General features: G+C 58.0%; 15 protein-coding genes. 2 read left to right on the plus strand and 13 right to left on the minus strand.

From position 1 onward, the window contains the following. The 9 genes from ybgC to ACO77H_RS21485 all read right to left on the minus strand — a co-directional run bounded on the left by ybgC (position 1) and on the right by ACO77H_RS21485 (position 7,180). The gene (ybgC, locus tag ACO77H_RS21445) at positions 1 to 456 is read right to left on the minus strand and encodes a tol-pal system-associated acyl-CoA thioesterase (RefSeq protein WP_169954666.1); all 456 of its coding nucleotides are present in this window, start codon (positions 454 to 456) and stop codon (positions 1 to 3) included. 138 nt (positions 457 to 594) lie between these two features. Then, positions 595 to 1,653, minus strand: coding sequence for a Holliday junction branch migration DNA helicase RuvB (gene ruvB, locus ACO77H_RS21450; RefSeq protein WP_169954665.1), 1,059 nt, complete (start codon positions 1,651 to 1,653; stop codon positions 595 to 597). Beyond that, positions 1,654 to 2,265, minus strand: a complete 612-nt coding sequence (ruvA, locus tag ACO77H_RS21455) for a Holliday junction branch migration protein RuvA (RefSeq protein ID WP_003193868.1) — start codon at positions 2,263 to 2,265, stop codon at positions 1,654 to 1,656. 63 nt (positions 2,266 to 2,328) lie between these two features. Further along, positions 2,329 to 2,853 carry a crossover junction endodeoxyribonuclease RuvC gene (gene ruvC / locus ACO77H_RS21460; RefSeq protein WP_005790910.1) on the minus strand — a complete coding sequence of 175 codons (525 nt, stop codon included), beginning with the start codon at positions 2,851 to 2,853 and terminating at the stop codon, positions 2,329 to 2,331. 158 nt (positions 2,854 to 3,011) lie between these two features. After that, a complete protein-coding gene (locus ACO77H_RS21465) occupies positions 3,012 to 3,758 on the minus strand; it encodes a YebC/PmpR family DNA-binding transcriptional regulator (RefSeq protein ID WP_038442836.1) in 747 nt (248 codons plus the stop codon). A gap of 135 nt (positions 3,759 to 3,893) precedes the next feature. Then, positions 3,894 to 5,669, minus strand: a complete 1,776-nt coding sequence (aspS, locus tag ACO77H_RS21470; protein WP_029300316.1) for an aspartate--tRNA ligase — start codon at positions 5,667 to 5,669, stop codon at positions 3,894 to 3,896. A gap of 110 nt (positions 5,670 to 5,779) precedes the next feature. After that, on the minus strand, positions 5,780 to 6,001 hold the full coding sequence (locus ACO77H_RS21475) for an FmdB family zinc ribbon protein (RefSeq protein ID WP_057441377.1): 222 nt from the start codon (positions 5,999 to 6,001) through the stop codon (positions 5,780 to 5,782). Positions 6,002 to 6,163: 162 nt separating this feature from the next. Further along, positions 6,164 to 6,514, minus strand: a complete 351-nt coding sequence (locus ACO77H_RS21480) for a ribbon-helix-helix domain-containing protein (RefSeq protein WP_169954664.1) — start codon at positions 6,512 to 6,514, stop codon at positions 6,164 to 6,166. A gap of 192 nt (positions 6,515 to 6,706) precedes the next feature. Continuing rightward, a complete protein-coding gene (locus tag ACO77H_RS21485) occupies positions 6,707 to 7,180 on the minus strand; it encodes a Dps family protein (RefSeq protein WP_029300319.1) in 474 nt (157 codons plus the stop codon). 407 nt (positions 7,181 to 7,587) lie between these two features. Here ACO77H_RS21485 and ACO77H_RS21490 point away from each other — a divergent pair, with 407 nt between their 5' ends. Then, the gene (locus ACO77H_RS21490) at positions 7,588 to 8,190 is read left to right on the plus strand and encodes a cold-shock protein (protein ID WP_169954663.1); all 603 of its coding nucleotides are present in this window, start codon (positions 7,588 to 7,590) and stop codon (positions 8,188 to 8,190) included. 82 nt (positions 8,191 to 8,272) lie between these two features. Here the strand turns inward: ACO77H_RS21490 and ACO77H_RS21495 are convergent, their stop codons facing one another. Together ACO77H_RS21495 and ACO77H_RS21500 are read right to left on the minus strand one after the other, a co-directional pair. Beyond that, on the minus strand, positions 8,273 to 8,479 hold the full coding sequence (locus ACO77H_RS21495) for a SlyX family protein (RefSeq protein WP_057441383.1): 207 nt from the start codon (positions 8,477 to 8,479) through the stop codon (positions 8,273 to 8,275). A 3-nt stretch (positions 8,480 to 8,482) separates the two neighbouring features. Further along, positions 8,483 to 8,908: an HIT domain-containing protein gene (locus ACO77H_RS21500; RefSeq protein ID WP_170056851.1), complete on the minus strand. Its 426-nt coding sequence runs from the start codon at positions 8,906 to 8,908 to the stop codon at positions 8,483 to 8,485. Positions 8,909 to 9,635: 727 nt separating this feature from the next. Here ACO77H_RS21500 and ACO77H_RS21505 point away from each other — a divergent pair. Beyond that, a complete protein-coding gene (locus tag ACO77H_RS21505) occupies positions 9,636 to 10,931 on the plus strand; it encodes an OprD family porin (RefSeq protein ID WP_169954661.1) in 1,296 nt (431 codons plus the stop codon). Between the two features lie 176 nt (positions 10,932 to 11,107). Here ACO77H_RS21505 and ACO77H_RS21510 read toward each other — a convergent pair whose 3' ends face one another. Further along, on the minus strand, positions 11,108 to 11,950 hold the full coding sequence (locus tag ACO77H_RS21510; RefSeq protein ID WP_170041896.1) for a mechanosensitive ion channel family protein: 843 nt from the start codon (positions 11,948 to 11,950) through the stop codon (positions 11,108 to 11,110). Between the two features lie 127 nt (positions 11,951 to 12,077). Next, positions 12,078 to 12,563 (minus strand): YajQ family cyclic di-GMP-binding protein, encoded by a 486-nt coding sequence (locus ACO77H_RS21515; protein ID WP_007933288.1) that lies wholly within the window; start codon positions 12,561 to 12,563, stop codon positions 12,078 to 12,080. Positions 12,564 to 12,595: the final 32 nt, after the last annotated feature.

A 12,595-nucleotide genomic window follows, 5' to 3' on the forward strand; every position in this document is an offset into this window, starting at 1 on the left:
CTAAATCTCCTGCTTTGATTGTTGACCCGCGCCGCTCACGTTGGCAAAGGCCGCACGTAGAGTTTCGGGAATGGCCCTGGGTTTCAAACTGTTGGTGCGCACACACGCCACCAGGAACTGCCCCTCACAGAGCAGCGTTGCATCCGTTGCCCGCCTGACCTGCTGTTTAAAGCGCAGGCTGGCACGGTTCAATTCGATTACTTGCGCGCTGACCAGCAATTCATCGTCCAGTCGCGCCGGCGCGTAGTAACGGGCCTCGCTGGAATGCACGACAAATAACAGGTCCTCCCCTGCCAGCTGGGATTGGGCAAAGCCCAGCTCCCGTAGCCGCTCGGTTCGAGCCCGCTCCATGAACTTTAGATAATTGACGTAATACACGATGCCGCCCGCATCGGTGTCCTCGTAATAAACGCGACAGCGATGTGCGAACGACTGATCCCCGTTTTGCGCGCGCATACTCTAGTGCTTACTCCTCAGGTTGCCAATCCGGCCAGGCAACTGTTTTTCATTCTCTGCAGCATTTCTAACGAAAGAATGACGACGCCAGCCACTAGGACAGCACAAACGCCGAATAAATCGACCCGCCATGCCTTTTTAATCGTCCACTGCATCGAGGAATTCGTCTACCACAGGCATCTCCCCCAATCGTGACGGAATGTTTAACCCAAAGTGCAGATACGCGTGGCGCGTGACCACCCGCCCCCTTGGCGTACGCATGATGTAACCCTGTTGAATCAGGTACGGCTCCAGCACATCCTCAATGGTATGGCGCTCCTCACTGATGGCGGCGGCCAGGCTATCCACGCCCACCGGCCCACCATCGAACTTCTCGATCATGGTCAACAGCAGGCGCCGGTCCTGATGGTCGAAGCCATGTTCATCGACGTCCAGCAGGTTCAACGCCAGGTCGGCCACGGCCTTGGTGATATGGCCCTTGGCCCGCACCTCGGCAAAATCGCGCACCCGGCGCAGCAAACGGTTGGCAATCCGCGGTGTGCCACGGGCCCTGCGGGCAATCTCGAAGGCGCCTTCCGGGTCGAGCGGCAAGCTGAGAATCCCCGCCGAACGGCTGACAATCGTCGCAAGGTCAGCAGTGCTATAGAACTCTAGACGTTGAACAATGCCGAAACGGTCTCGCAACGGGTTGGTCAACATGCCGGCACGGGTGGTGGCGCCGACCAGGGTAAACGGCGGCAGGTCGAGCTTGATCGAGCGCGCGGCCGGCCCTTCGCCAATCATGATATCCAGCTGGAAATCTTCCATGGCCGGGTATAGCACTTCTTCGACGATGGGCGACAACCGGTGGATTTCGTCGATGAACAGCACGTCATGGGGTTCAAGGTTGGTCAGCAACGCAGCCAGGTCGCCCGGGCGCTCCAGCACCGGGCCGGAGGTGCTCTTGATCGACACGCCCATTTCCTGGGCGATGATGTTGGCCAGGGTAGTCTTGCCCAGCCCCGGCGGGCCGAAGATCAGCGTGTGGTCCAGGGACTCGGCACGCCCACGTGCCGCCTGGATGAACAGCTCCATCTGCTCGCGCACGGTGGGCTGGCCAATGTAATCGGCAAGGCTCAGGGGGCGGATGGCCCGGTCCTGGACCTCTTCACGGTCGCGAGGGCCGGTGGCTGCAATCAGACGATCAGCTTCAATCACTTAAATCATTCCCTTCAGGGCTCGGCGGATCATGTCTTCAGCGCTCAGGTTCTTGTCCTTGATGGCCGACACTGCCTTGCTGGCCTCCTGTGGCTTGTAGCCAAGGGAGATCAGCGCATTGACGGCGTCACTTTCGGCGCTGGCGACTTGGGCCGCCGGCATATCCGGCTGGTTTGGCACCAGCGCAAACATGCTTGGCACCACTTCCCAGGCTTTGAAGCGATCCTTGAGCTCCACCAGCAGGCGCTCAGCGGTTTTTTTGCCGACACCCGGCACCTTGGTCAGCGCCGAGGTGTCCTGGGCCGAAACAGCACGTACCAACTCGTCCACTTCCAGGCTCGACATCAAGGCCAGGGCCAGTTTCGGGCCAACGCCATTGAGGCGGATCAGCTCGCGGAAGAAGTCGCGGTCGCGCTTGCCGATGAAACCATAGAGTAGTTGCGCGTCTTCGCGCACCACCAGATGGGTGTGCAACGTTATCGGTTCACCGACCGACGGTAGGCGGTACAGGGTGGTCATGGGCACTTCCAGCTCATACCCCAGCCCGTTTACATCCAGAATCAGGTGCGGCGGCTGTTTCTCAGCCAGGGTGCCGCGCAAGCGTCCAATCACGGTTCAGATCCTTAAAGCTTGAGGTCAGATCGAGGCCCGACCATAACGATTGCGCTGATGCTATCAGAGACGCAGGCGCCCGCCACGACTGCGTGCCGTGCCAAGGCCGTGAGGCAGCAGGCTGGAGCGGGTGTGGGCATGGCAAATGGCGATGGCCAGGGCGTCAGAAGCGTCGATCTGTGGCTTGGAGGTGAGTTTGAGCATGTGCATGACCATCATCTGCACCTGCTCTTTATTCGCCGCGCCGGTGCCAACCACCGCCTGCTTGACCTGGGTCGCGGTGTATTCGGCGATTTCCATGCCCTCCTCCGCTCCGGCGACGATGGCAGCGCCGCGGGCCTGGCCCAGCTTGAGGGCCGAGTCGGCATTTTTGGCCATGAATACCTTTTCGATGCCCATGGTCACCGGCCCGTAGGTCTGGATCACTTCACGTACGCCGCGATAGACGATCTGCAAACGCTCGGCCAGCTCCCCGGCGCCGGTACGGATACATCCCGACGCCACGTAGATACAGCCACGCGGGGTCTGCTGCACCACGCCAAAGCCGGTGATGCGCGAACCGGGGTCGATACCTAGGATTAAAGTCATAACGCCTGCAGGTTGGGTAAACACATTTTTTGATACAGCGAAGATCCAATGTGGGAGCGGGCTTGCTCGCGAAAGCGGTGCTTCAGTCAACGCATGTACTGACTGACAAACCGCTTTCGCGAGCAAGCCCGCTCCCACATTATGGTCTACACCAGCCTTCAGACTAGCTGTGCGGCCACGTCTTCTGGAATGTCGGCGTTGGAGTAGACGTTCTGCACATCATCCAGGTCTTCAAGCATGTCCAGCATCTTGAGCACCTTCTGCGCGCCGTCCAGGTCCAGTTCGGCGCTGGTGGTCGGCAGCATGACGATTTCCGCGTCGGTGCCTTTGAAACCCGCCGCTTCCAGGGCGTTACGCACCGCGTAGAAGCCGGCAAACGAGGTGAATACGTCGATGGAGCCGTCTTCGTTGGTCACCACGTCGTCGGCATCCGCCTCCATCGCAGCTTCCATCAGCGCGTCTTCATCGGTGCCCGGCGCGAAGGTAATCTGGCCCTTGCGCTCGAACAGATAGGCTACCGAACCATCCGTACCCAGGTTGCCGCCACACTTGCTGAACGCATGGCGTACGGCCGCCGCGGTACGGTTGCGGTTGTCGGTCATGCACTCAACCATCACCGCAACGCCGCCCGGGCCGTAGCCTTCATAGGTCAGTTCGACCATATCGTCGGTATCGGCCGCACCGGCCCCACGGGCCACGGCGCGGTCGATGATGTCGCGGCTCATGTTGGCACCCAGGGCCTTGTCCAGCGCCAGGCGCAGGCGTGGGTTGGAGCCAGGATCACCGCCGCCCTGGCGGGCAGCGACGGTCAGTTCGCGAATCCACTTGGTGAAGATCTTGCCTTTCTTGGCATCCTGACGCTCTTTGCGGTGCTTGATGTTCGCCCACTTGGAATGGCCAGCCATAACACAACTCCGAAATTCTCTAGAAACCTTTCAATCCCGCCCCAGGCGAGATTTCCCTCTTTTAAACGCAAAGGCGCATCCGAAGATGCGCCTTTTTGACTGCGTACAACCTTATCGCGCTTTCACGCCGCAGCCTTACTCAGCCTTCGGCGCCTCGCGCAGACGGATGTGCAGTTCGCGCAGTGCCTTGGCATCCACCACACCTGGAGCCTGGGTCATGACGTCCGCAGCACTCTGGGTTTTCGGGAAGGCAATCACTTCACGGATCGACTGGGCACCGGTCATCAGCATCACCAGGCGGTCAAGGCCGAAGGCCAGGCCGCCGTGGGGTGGAGCACCGTATTTCAGGGCGTCGAGCAGGAAGCCGAACTTCTCTTCCTGTTCCGCTTCGTTGATGCCCAGCAGGCGGAATACCGACTGCTGCATCTCTTTGCGGTGGATACGGATCGAACCGCCACCCAGCTCAGTGCCGTTGAGCACCATGTCGTAGGCACGGGACAGGGCGCCAGCCGGGTTGGCTTCCAGCTCCTGCGGCGTGCACTTGGGTGCGGTGAACGGGTGATGCAGGGCGCTGAAGCTGCCGTCGTCGTTCTCTTCGAACATCGGGAAGTCGACGACCCACATCGGTGCCCACTTGCAGGTCAGCAGGTCGAGGTCGTGGCCCAGCTTGATCCGCAGCGCGCCCAGGGCTTCGCTGACGATCTTGGCCTTGTCGGCGCCGAAGAACACGATATCGCCATCGACTGCGCCAACGCGATCGAGGATCACATTGAGCTTGTCTTCCGGGATGTTCTTGACGATTGGCGACTGCAGGCCTTCAACACCCTTGGCGCGCTCGTTGACCTTGATGTAAGCCAGGCCCTTGGCGCCGTAGATGCCGACGAACTTGGTGTAGTCGTCGATCTGTTTGCGCGGCATGCTCGCCCCGCCTGGCACACGCAGTGCGGCGATGCGGCATTTCGGGTCGTTGGCCGGGCCGCTGAATACCTTGAAGTCGACTTCCTTGAGCTGGTCGGCAACGTCGACCAGCTCCAGCGGGTTGCGCAGGTCTGGCTTGTCGGAACCGTAGCGGCGCATGGCTTCTTCGAAGGTCATGTGCGGGAACTCGCCGAATTCCAGGTCCAGCACTTCCTTGAACAGGTTGCGGATCATTTCTTCGGTCAGGCCCATGATCTCTTTTTCATCGAGGAAGCTGGTCTCGATGTCGATCTGGGTGAATTCCGGCTGGCGGTCGGCGCGCAGGTCTTCGTCGCGAAAGCACTTGGCGATCTGGTAGTAGCGGTCGAAGCCAGCGACCATCAGCAGTTGCTTGAACAACTGCGGCGATTGCGGCAAGGCGAAGAAGCTACCGGCGTGGGTACGACTTGGCACCAGGTAGTCACGTGCGCCTTCTGGCGTAGCACGGGTCAGGATCGGCGTCTCGACGTCGAGGAAGCCGTTCTCGTCGAGGAAGCGACGGATGCTGGTGGTCATGCGCGAGCGCAGGCGCAGCTTCTCGGCCATTTCCGGACGACGCAGGTCGAGGAAGCGATAACGCAGGCGGGTTTCTTCGCCAACGTCGGAGAACTCGTTGAGTGGGAACGGCGGGGTTTCCGACTCGTTAAGCACTTCCAGCTCGTAGCCCAGGACTTCGATCATGCCCGACGCCATGTTGGCGTTGGTGGCACCGGCCGGACGCAGGCGAACCTTGCCGGTGATTTTCACGACGTATTCGCTGCGCACGCGGTCAGCGGCGGCGAAGCTCTCGGCGCGATCCGGGTCGAATACCACCTGGGCCAGACCGTCACGATCACGGATATCGAGGAAAATCACCCCGCCATGGTCGCGGCGACGGTGAACCCATCCGCAAAGGGTGATTTCCTGACCTTCCAGGGTCTCGTTCAGTTGGCCGCAATAGTGGCTGCGCATCATGGTAGTGGTTTCACTTCTCGTAATTCGAAATTCGGTGGAGTTCCTGCTCGGACACCGCACCTATTAAGTCAGGCCACGGATAATGCAGGAGCTCGCGCGTAGAGTTCAACTCAGTCTGCTTTGTCGCCGCCCGCCAGATTCTTCTTGGCGCCGGTCTTGAAGTCCGTCTCGTACCAGCCGCTACCGCTCAGGCGAAAGCCCGGCATCGACAACATTTTTTTCAGCTCGGGCGCCTGGCAAGCAGGGCAATCGACCAACGGCGCGTCGCTGATCTTTTGAATGGCTTCCAACTGATGACCACAGGAAGCGCATTGGTAATCGTACATGGGCATGGAATATCTCGGCGATCACGTCACTGCTGCGCCACGCTCCGTACCAGCCGGTATGCGCAGCAAAGGGCGAGATTATATCCGTTAAATCGAGGCTGTGCAGCCGTGGCAACGTGCAGCCCACTTAGACCAACACCTCTGCCCCCCTGATACGGGACAACCGGCCTACATCACGCCAGCCTGATCTGCGGCGCATACCTGCCCTTTCAACGCATGAACCACACAGACCACCCTGACCAGGCCGCTGAAATTCTTGACCCCGCCATAACGCAAGTGCACCTCGCGATCCACATAGGACAGCAGCGCACTGACCGAACAGGTATTGATCCTGGCTATTTCACCAAGAATGTTCCAATAGACTTCTTCAAGCCGCAGGCATGTCGAAAAACCATTCAACCGGACAGAACGTGATAATGGCCGGGCCAACGCCATATCGAACCCTTTGACGAAGGGATCGATCTTTGTCTTGTAGACCCCGGAAGTTTCCAGCACACCTTTACTCATACTACGCGACATACACTTGACACTCCCTTGCCAAACGGCTCTTGAATACACGGCTGTTATTGGCCGTTGAGCCTATAAAACATCAAGCAGGCAAGTGCAGCCAGAAGACGGAGAGTCGCGGCTCGTAGGACAAGCCAACGCATATATCAGGAAGCAATCAGGTGCAGCCAGCGGCGCCTGCCGGGCACCACTGGCCTGCAGGGCTTACTTGCCTTCGAGCAGCGAGCGCAGCATCCAGGCGGTTTTTTCGTGGATCTGCATGCGCTGGGTCAGCAGGTCCGCGGTCGGCTCGTCGCTGACTTTATCCAGCAACGGGAAGATCCCGCGTGCAGTGCGGGTAACCGCTTCCTGCCCATCGACAAGTTGCTTGATCATGTTTTCAGCGCTGGGTACGCCTTCTTCTTCCTTGATCGAAGACAGACGGGCATAGATAGAGTAAGCACCCGGCGCTGGAAAGCCCAGGGCACGAATACGCTCGGCAATGGAGTCAACTGCCAGCGCCAGTTCGTTATATTGCTCTTCAAACATCAAGTGCAATGTACGAAATTGCGGCCCGGTAACGTTCCAATGGAAGTTATGGGTTTTCAAATACAGTACATAGGTATCTGAAAGCAGCCGTGAAAGTCCGTCAACAATGGATTTACGATCTTCTTCACTGATACCGATATCGATTGCCATGTCTATTCCCTTCAATTGATGAATATTCATTGATCAGGTGCTTACCCACTCTAGCAAGAGTGCTCGCCTTGCGCAGCCCTGCCGCCGCACTCGGCCTGCGGCAAATCGCCCCTTTGCAACGCGCTCGACCACGAACGGCAAGGCCTGGCACGGTGAAAAACACCCGCACCTGTCTAGGACAAGGGTTTGCCGCATAAATGCCATGATCTTCGCAACGCCTTGAAACGCTTGATTTGAGAAGGCACAGGCTTTGCTGTTAAATAGGCAGCGTGTCGCCACCGCTATTTCCTGCGGCAAGCGGCATAGGCTGAATAATCGCGCACGTGTCCAACGCCTCCCATTGTTCAGAAGCGAACCGTGCCAGTCAGCTCTTCCTTCGTGATCCGTCTTAACGTGAGTTAATCAAAATGTTGAAAATCGTCCACCTGCTAACGGGCGCTGCAGCTTTGCTGCTGTCCTTTATCCCGAGCCTGCAACCAGAAAGCCTGCCGTACCTGCAACAACACGACGCGCTGTACCTGGCTCTGTTCGGCCTTCTCAACCTGACGCTGGCGCCAGTGATCCCCTACTGGAACAAAGGCACACGCCATCAACTGCAAAACCTGGTCAGCGCACTGCTGGTGCTGACTGTCGTCGTACAAACCCTCACCCTCCTGGCCCCCATGCCTGAAGTCGGTGGCCATCCAGCCATCCTGCTCAGCCTGGCCATTGCCGTAGTCGCTATCGTTCTTCACCTGGCCATCAGCTTCTACCGTTCGTCTGCCCCGGCCTCCTCGCAAAACTACGATATGACCAACCGGGATACCGGGACCGTCAAGTGGTTCAACACCTCCAAAGGCTTCGGTTTTATTTCCCGGGATTCGGGCGACGATATCTTCGTCCACTTCCGAGCCATTCGCGGCGAAGGCCATCGTGTCCTGGTGGAAGGCCAGCGCGTGGAGTTCTCCGTGATGAACCGTGACAAAGGCCTGCAAGCTGAAGACGTGATCGCCGCCCTGCCGCGTCGCTGATCCCAGAACAGGCCCGAAAAAAAACCGCGATGCAGTTGATACTGCATCGCGGTTCTTTATCGCCGGGAGTTTACCCGCCCCCTTAATAATGAGGCGGCGGCGCTTCTTCCTCGGAGGATTCGAACTGCCCGCCCATTTCTTCCTGACGCTTGAGTAAGGCCGTCATCTGCAATTGCAGGCGTTCTACCGCTCGTTGCTGGGCAACCAGGATGTCATTCAAGGTCTCGATGGTGTCGTCCTGGAAAGCCAGGCGGCTCTCAAGGTCCATCACGCGGTCTTGCAGGTCCATGGCTCAGTCCTGGGCAAAAGTGAATTCGGGCGGCAACAACTCGCGCAGGCGGGTACGAATCAGCGCGACCTGAGCGTCGGTATAAGGCACCGCCGGGTGCCTGCCCCAGACGGGGGCAGGCCAAGCCGCATCGTCGCGTTTGCGCACAATCACGTGCACATGCAGCTGGTTGACCACGTTACCCAGGGCGCCAATGTTCATTTTATCGGCGCCAAACCCGTCATTGAGCAACCGCGCCAACGTCGTGGTTTCTTGCCACAGGCGGGACTGGTCGTCCGCGTCGAGCTGGAACACTTCGCTGATACCGGCAATGCGCGGCACCAGGATAAGCCAGAGGTAGTTAGAGTCATTGGACAGCAGCAGCCGGCACAGGGGGAATTCCCCGATGGGCAAGGTGTCGTTTTGCAGACGTGGATCCAAGGCGAACACCGCAGGCACTCCGTTCGGCTAGTCAGTTTCAGGCGCCCAGCATACCTGCGAATGGCGGCTGCTTCACGGGGCAATCCGCGCGCGCGCCATGGGCAATCGCACGACCGGGCACCGACGCACCAAAATGAGTCTTTTATGCCCCGCATCGGGCAGGGCCTATCCGCCGATTACTCACCGTGCAGGGTGAACCGGTAACATTTCTGACAGAAACACATTTTTATCCGTTCGAAATCCCGCACAGCCGAGGCCCTGAATTCCAAAAAAAACCACGCAAAAGCCCCGTGCCCAGGCGGTTTTCACAGACCCAGCACATTTTTCACGAAAAAATGACATCTGCCCGACAGTTTGAGCACGCTTGTTGCATTCACTCCCCTATCGTCGACAACGGCACCTGCCAGGAAGGCAGTGCTTCACGATAAAAACAACAGTGAGTCAATACAAAAACAGGAAGTTTTAAACTTTGAACAGGGTACTTTGCACCTCTGTCCAGGGTATTAAAAACAGTATTGAAGTTGTCAGTCTGGTTACAAGCAGACTGTAGATTTGCGACATGGATCTAGCAATTTACGACAGCCTCGTAAAGAAGCTGAAAGGACAGATGTGCAAGTATCGCCAATTATTGCCAGCGTGCTATAAGTTTACGCTGTCACAAAAAAGAAAGAGCCGCCCAGACAAAAATATAGGTGGGACGGCAGTACTCTTCCTAAAACCAAAGGAGCAAATCACGATGCGCGTGATGAAGTGGAGCATGATCGCCCTCGCTGTTTCAGCAGGCACCTCACAGTTCGCAATGGCGTCCGCCCAAGACGATGCCAAGGGCTTTGTCGAAGACAGTACCTTCAGCATCAATACCCGCACCCTGTACTTCAGCCGAGACAACCGCAACAACAAGTCGGGCACAAGCTACACCCGGGAAACCGGCCTGGGCTTCAACGGTTTGTACCAGTCGGGCTTCACCCAGGGCACCATCGGTGTGGGTGTTGACGTTATCGGCCTGCTCGGCGTGAAACTGGACAGCGGCAGAGGCCGTAATGGCACTGGCTTGTTCCCGGAAGGTTCGGATGGCCGCTCAGAGGATGAATACTCCAAGGGCGGCGGCGCCATCAAGTTCCGTCTCTCCAATACCGTGCTGAAAGTCGGCGACCAGTACACCACCGCACCGGTATTCGCATCCGACGACAGTCGCTTGCTGCCAGAGCTGCCACAAGGTATCTCGATCGTCAGTAACGAGATCAAGGACCTCAAGCTGGAAGCCGGTCACTTCACTTCCAGCGTGGCCCAGGCGCAGACCTTCAAGGACAGTATCCTCGACTTCCCTGAAACCTCCCGAGGCATCAAGCAAGCCAATTTCGTAGGCGGCACCTACGGTTGGACGCCTGAGTTCACCACCAGCCTCTACTACTCGAAAGTCGAAGACTACTGGCGCAAATACTACGCCAACGTCAACTGGACCCACGCCCTGAGCGATGACCAGTCGGTGGCCGTAGACTTCAACATCTATGACACCAAGAGCGACGGTGCCGGCCTGCAACGCGCCTACAAAGACGACGTTACCAAACTCGACAACCGCGCATTCAGCTTGCAGGGTGCCTACACCATCGGTGCACACACCTTCACCCTGGCGGCCCAGAAGGTTACCGGTGACGGCGACTACGGCTACGGCATCGACGGCGGCGGCACAGTGTTCCTGGCCAACTCCATTGCACGTTCCGACTTCAACGCCGAAGGCGAGAAATCCTTCAAGGCCCGTTACGACCTCGACATGGCCACCTTCGGTGTACCTGGCCTGAGCTTCCTGGCTGCGTACGTCACCGGTAGCGGCGCCAACACCGCCCTGACCTCGAACGGGAAAGAATGGGAACGCGATCTTGAAGCCAAGTACGTGATCCAGAGCGGCCCGGCCAAAGACCTGAGCCTGCGTATTCGCCAAGCGACTTATCGTTCGTCTGATGGCGTTTACTACGGTTCTTCGTCCATCGATGAACTGCGTCTGATTGCGCAATACCCGTTGAACATCTTGTAATCAAAGATGCCCGAGGGCTTCGGCCCTTAATGAAAAAGCCGCTCACTTTTAACCAGTGAGCGGCTTTTTTATTGCACTTTTATTTCTGCGACCTTGATAACTAGCAAGCTAACTATCAAGTTTATTATCGAGACAAAACCTGACTCTTCAGCCAAGTTAAATCCCTGCACCCGTTCTTATTTGGCAGGCGCTTCTTGCATCACGCGAATAACGCGCTGCGGGAACGGGATATCAATTCCGGCCGCTTTCAAACGGTCCCGCGCCAGTTCATTGAACATGAACATCACGTCCCAATAATCCGCAGTCTTGGTCCATACACGCAGGGAAACGGTGATCGAACTGTCGCCCAGGGTCGAAACCACTGCGACAGGCTCGGGATCCGCCAGAACCCGTGGATCCTTGGCCAATTCCAGCAGCACTTGACGGGCTTTCTGCAAATCGGCTTCGTAGTCGACACCCACGTCAAACACCACCTTGCGGGTTGGCTGGCGATTGGTGTTGGTGATGATGCCATTGGACAAGATGCCGTTAGGCACAATGACCGTCTTGTTATCGCCGGTACGGATCACCGTGTGGAAGATCTGGATGCTATCGACGGTACCCGCCGTGCCCTGGGCTTCGATCCAGTCACCGATACGGAACGGGCGGAACAGCAGAATCAGCACGCCACCGGCAAAGTTGGCCAGGCTACCTTGCAACGCCAGGCCAATGGCCAGGGTCGCGGCACCGATCGCGGCGACAAACGAGGTGGTTTCGACTCCGATCATCGAGGCTACGCTGACGATCAGCATCACCTTGAGCACGATGTTCGCAAGGCTGGTCACAAAGCCCTGCAACGCCAGGTCCGCATTGCGCAGGGCCAGCAGGCGCCCTACCTTGTGGGTCAGCTTGTTGATCAGCCACCAGCCAATGGCCAGGGTCAATACCGCCAGCAATACGCGGCTGCCGTATTCCATGATCATCGGGACCCAGGCTTGGGAAGCCTTGATCAATTGATCTACTTCAGCGTTCAAATCCATCTAGATTCTCCTGTCTAGCACTGCAAATAAAGGTCGCCACAGCAATTGAGCCCCGAAGGGCTCAATCGTTTCTGCAGGTTCTGGGGCGTGGGACGTCGAAAAGCCCCGCGGGTTCCCCAAAACCGGATCAGTCGCGGAAGTTATTGAACTGCAGCGGCATATCGAAGGTCTTGGCGCGCAGGGCGGCAATCGCCTCCTGCAAGTCGTCGCGCTTCTTGCCAGTGATACGCACCTGCTCGCCCTGGATTGCGGCCTGGACCTTGAGCTTGGCATCCTTGACGTGAGCGACGATCTTCTTCGCCAGCTCCTTGTCGATACCTTCCTTGAGCACGGCCTCCTGCTTCATCAACTTGCCCGACGCATAGGCATCCTTGACTTCAAGGCATTGCACGTCGATTTTGCGCTTGACCAGGGCCAGCTTGAGGATCTCGATCATCGCTTCGAGCTGGAAATCGGCTTCAGCGGTCAGGTTGACCGTCAGTTCCTTTTCCTTGAACTCGAAGCTGCCCTTGCCTTTCAAGTCATAACGACGGTCCAGCTCCTTGACGGCGTTCTCGACGGCGTTGGTGACTTCGTGCTTGTCCAGTTCAGATACCACGTCGAACGACGGCATGTAGTTTCTCCAATAAAAAAGGGGCGCGGCTC

It is taken from the genome of Pseudomonas sp. WMBT8, assembly GCF_050916005.1.
Lineage (GTDB): Bacteria > Pseudomonadota > Gammaproteobacteria > Pseudomonadales > Pseudomonadaceae > Aquipseudomonas.

Excerpts from the sequence above, each read along its gene's own strand:
- ybgC (WP_169954666.1), bottom strand. The coding sequence starts at position 456 with ATGCGCGCGCAAAACGGGGATCAGTCGTTCGCACATCGCTGTCGCGTT.
- ACO77H_RS21505 (WP_169954661.1), top strand. The coding sequence starts at position 9,636 with ATGCGCGTGATGAAGTGGAGCATGATCGCCCTCGCTGTTTCAGCAGGC.
- ACO77H_RS21485 (WP_029300319.1), bottom strand. The coding sequence starts at position 7,180 with ATGGCAATCGATATCGGTATCAGTGAAGAAGATCGTAAATCCATTGTT.
- ruvC (WP_005790910.1), bottom strand. The coding sequence starts at position 2,853 with ATGACTTTAATCCTAGGTATCGACCCCGGTTCGCGCATCACCGGCTTT.
- ACO77H_RS21495 (WP_057441383.1), bottom strand. The coding sequence starts at position 8,479 with ATGGACCTGCAAGACCGCGTGATGGACCTTGAGAGCCGCCTGGCTTTC.
- ACO77H_RS21480 (WP_169954664.1), bottom strand. The coding sequence starts at position 6,514 with ATGTCGCGTAGTATGAGTAAAGGTGTGCTGGAAACTTCCGGGGTCTAC.
- aspS (WP_029300316.1), bottom strand. The coding sequence starts at position 5,669 with ATGATGCGCAGCCACTATTGCGGCCAACTGAACGAGACCCTGGAAGGT.
- ACO77H_RS21515 (WP_007933288.1), bottom strand. The coding sequence starts at position 12,563 with ATGCCGTCGTTCGACGTGGTATCTGAACTGGACAAGCACGAAGTCACC.
- ACO77H_RS21510 (WP_170041896.1), bottom strand. The coding sequence starts at position 11,950 with ATGGATTTGAACGCTGAAGTAGATCAATTGATCAAGGCTTCCCAAGCC.
- ACO77H_RS21490 (WP_169954663.1), top strand. The coding sequence starts at position 7,588 with ATGTTGAAAATCGTCCACCTGCTAACGGGCGCTGCAGCTTTGCTGCTG.
- ACO77H_RS21475 (WP_057441377.1), bottom strand. The coding sequence starts at position 6,001 with ATGCCCATGTACGATTACCAATGCGCTTCCTGTGGTCATCAGTTGGAA.
- ACO77H_RS21465 (WP_038442836.1), bottom strand. The coding sequence starts at position 3,758 with ATGGCTGGCCATTCCAAGTGGGCGAACATCAAGCACCGCAAAGAGCGT.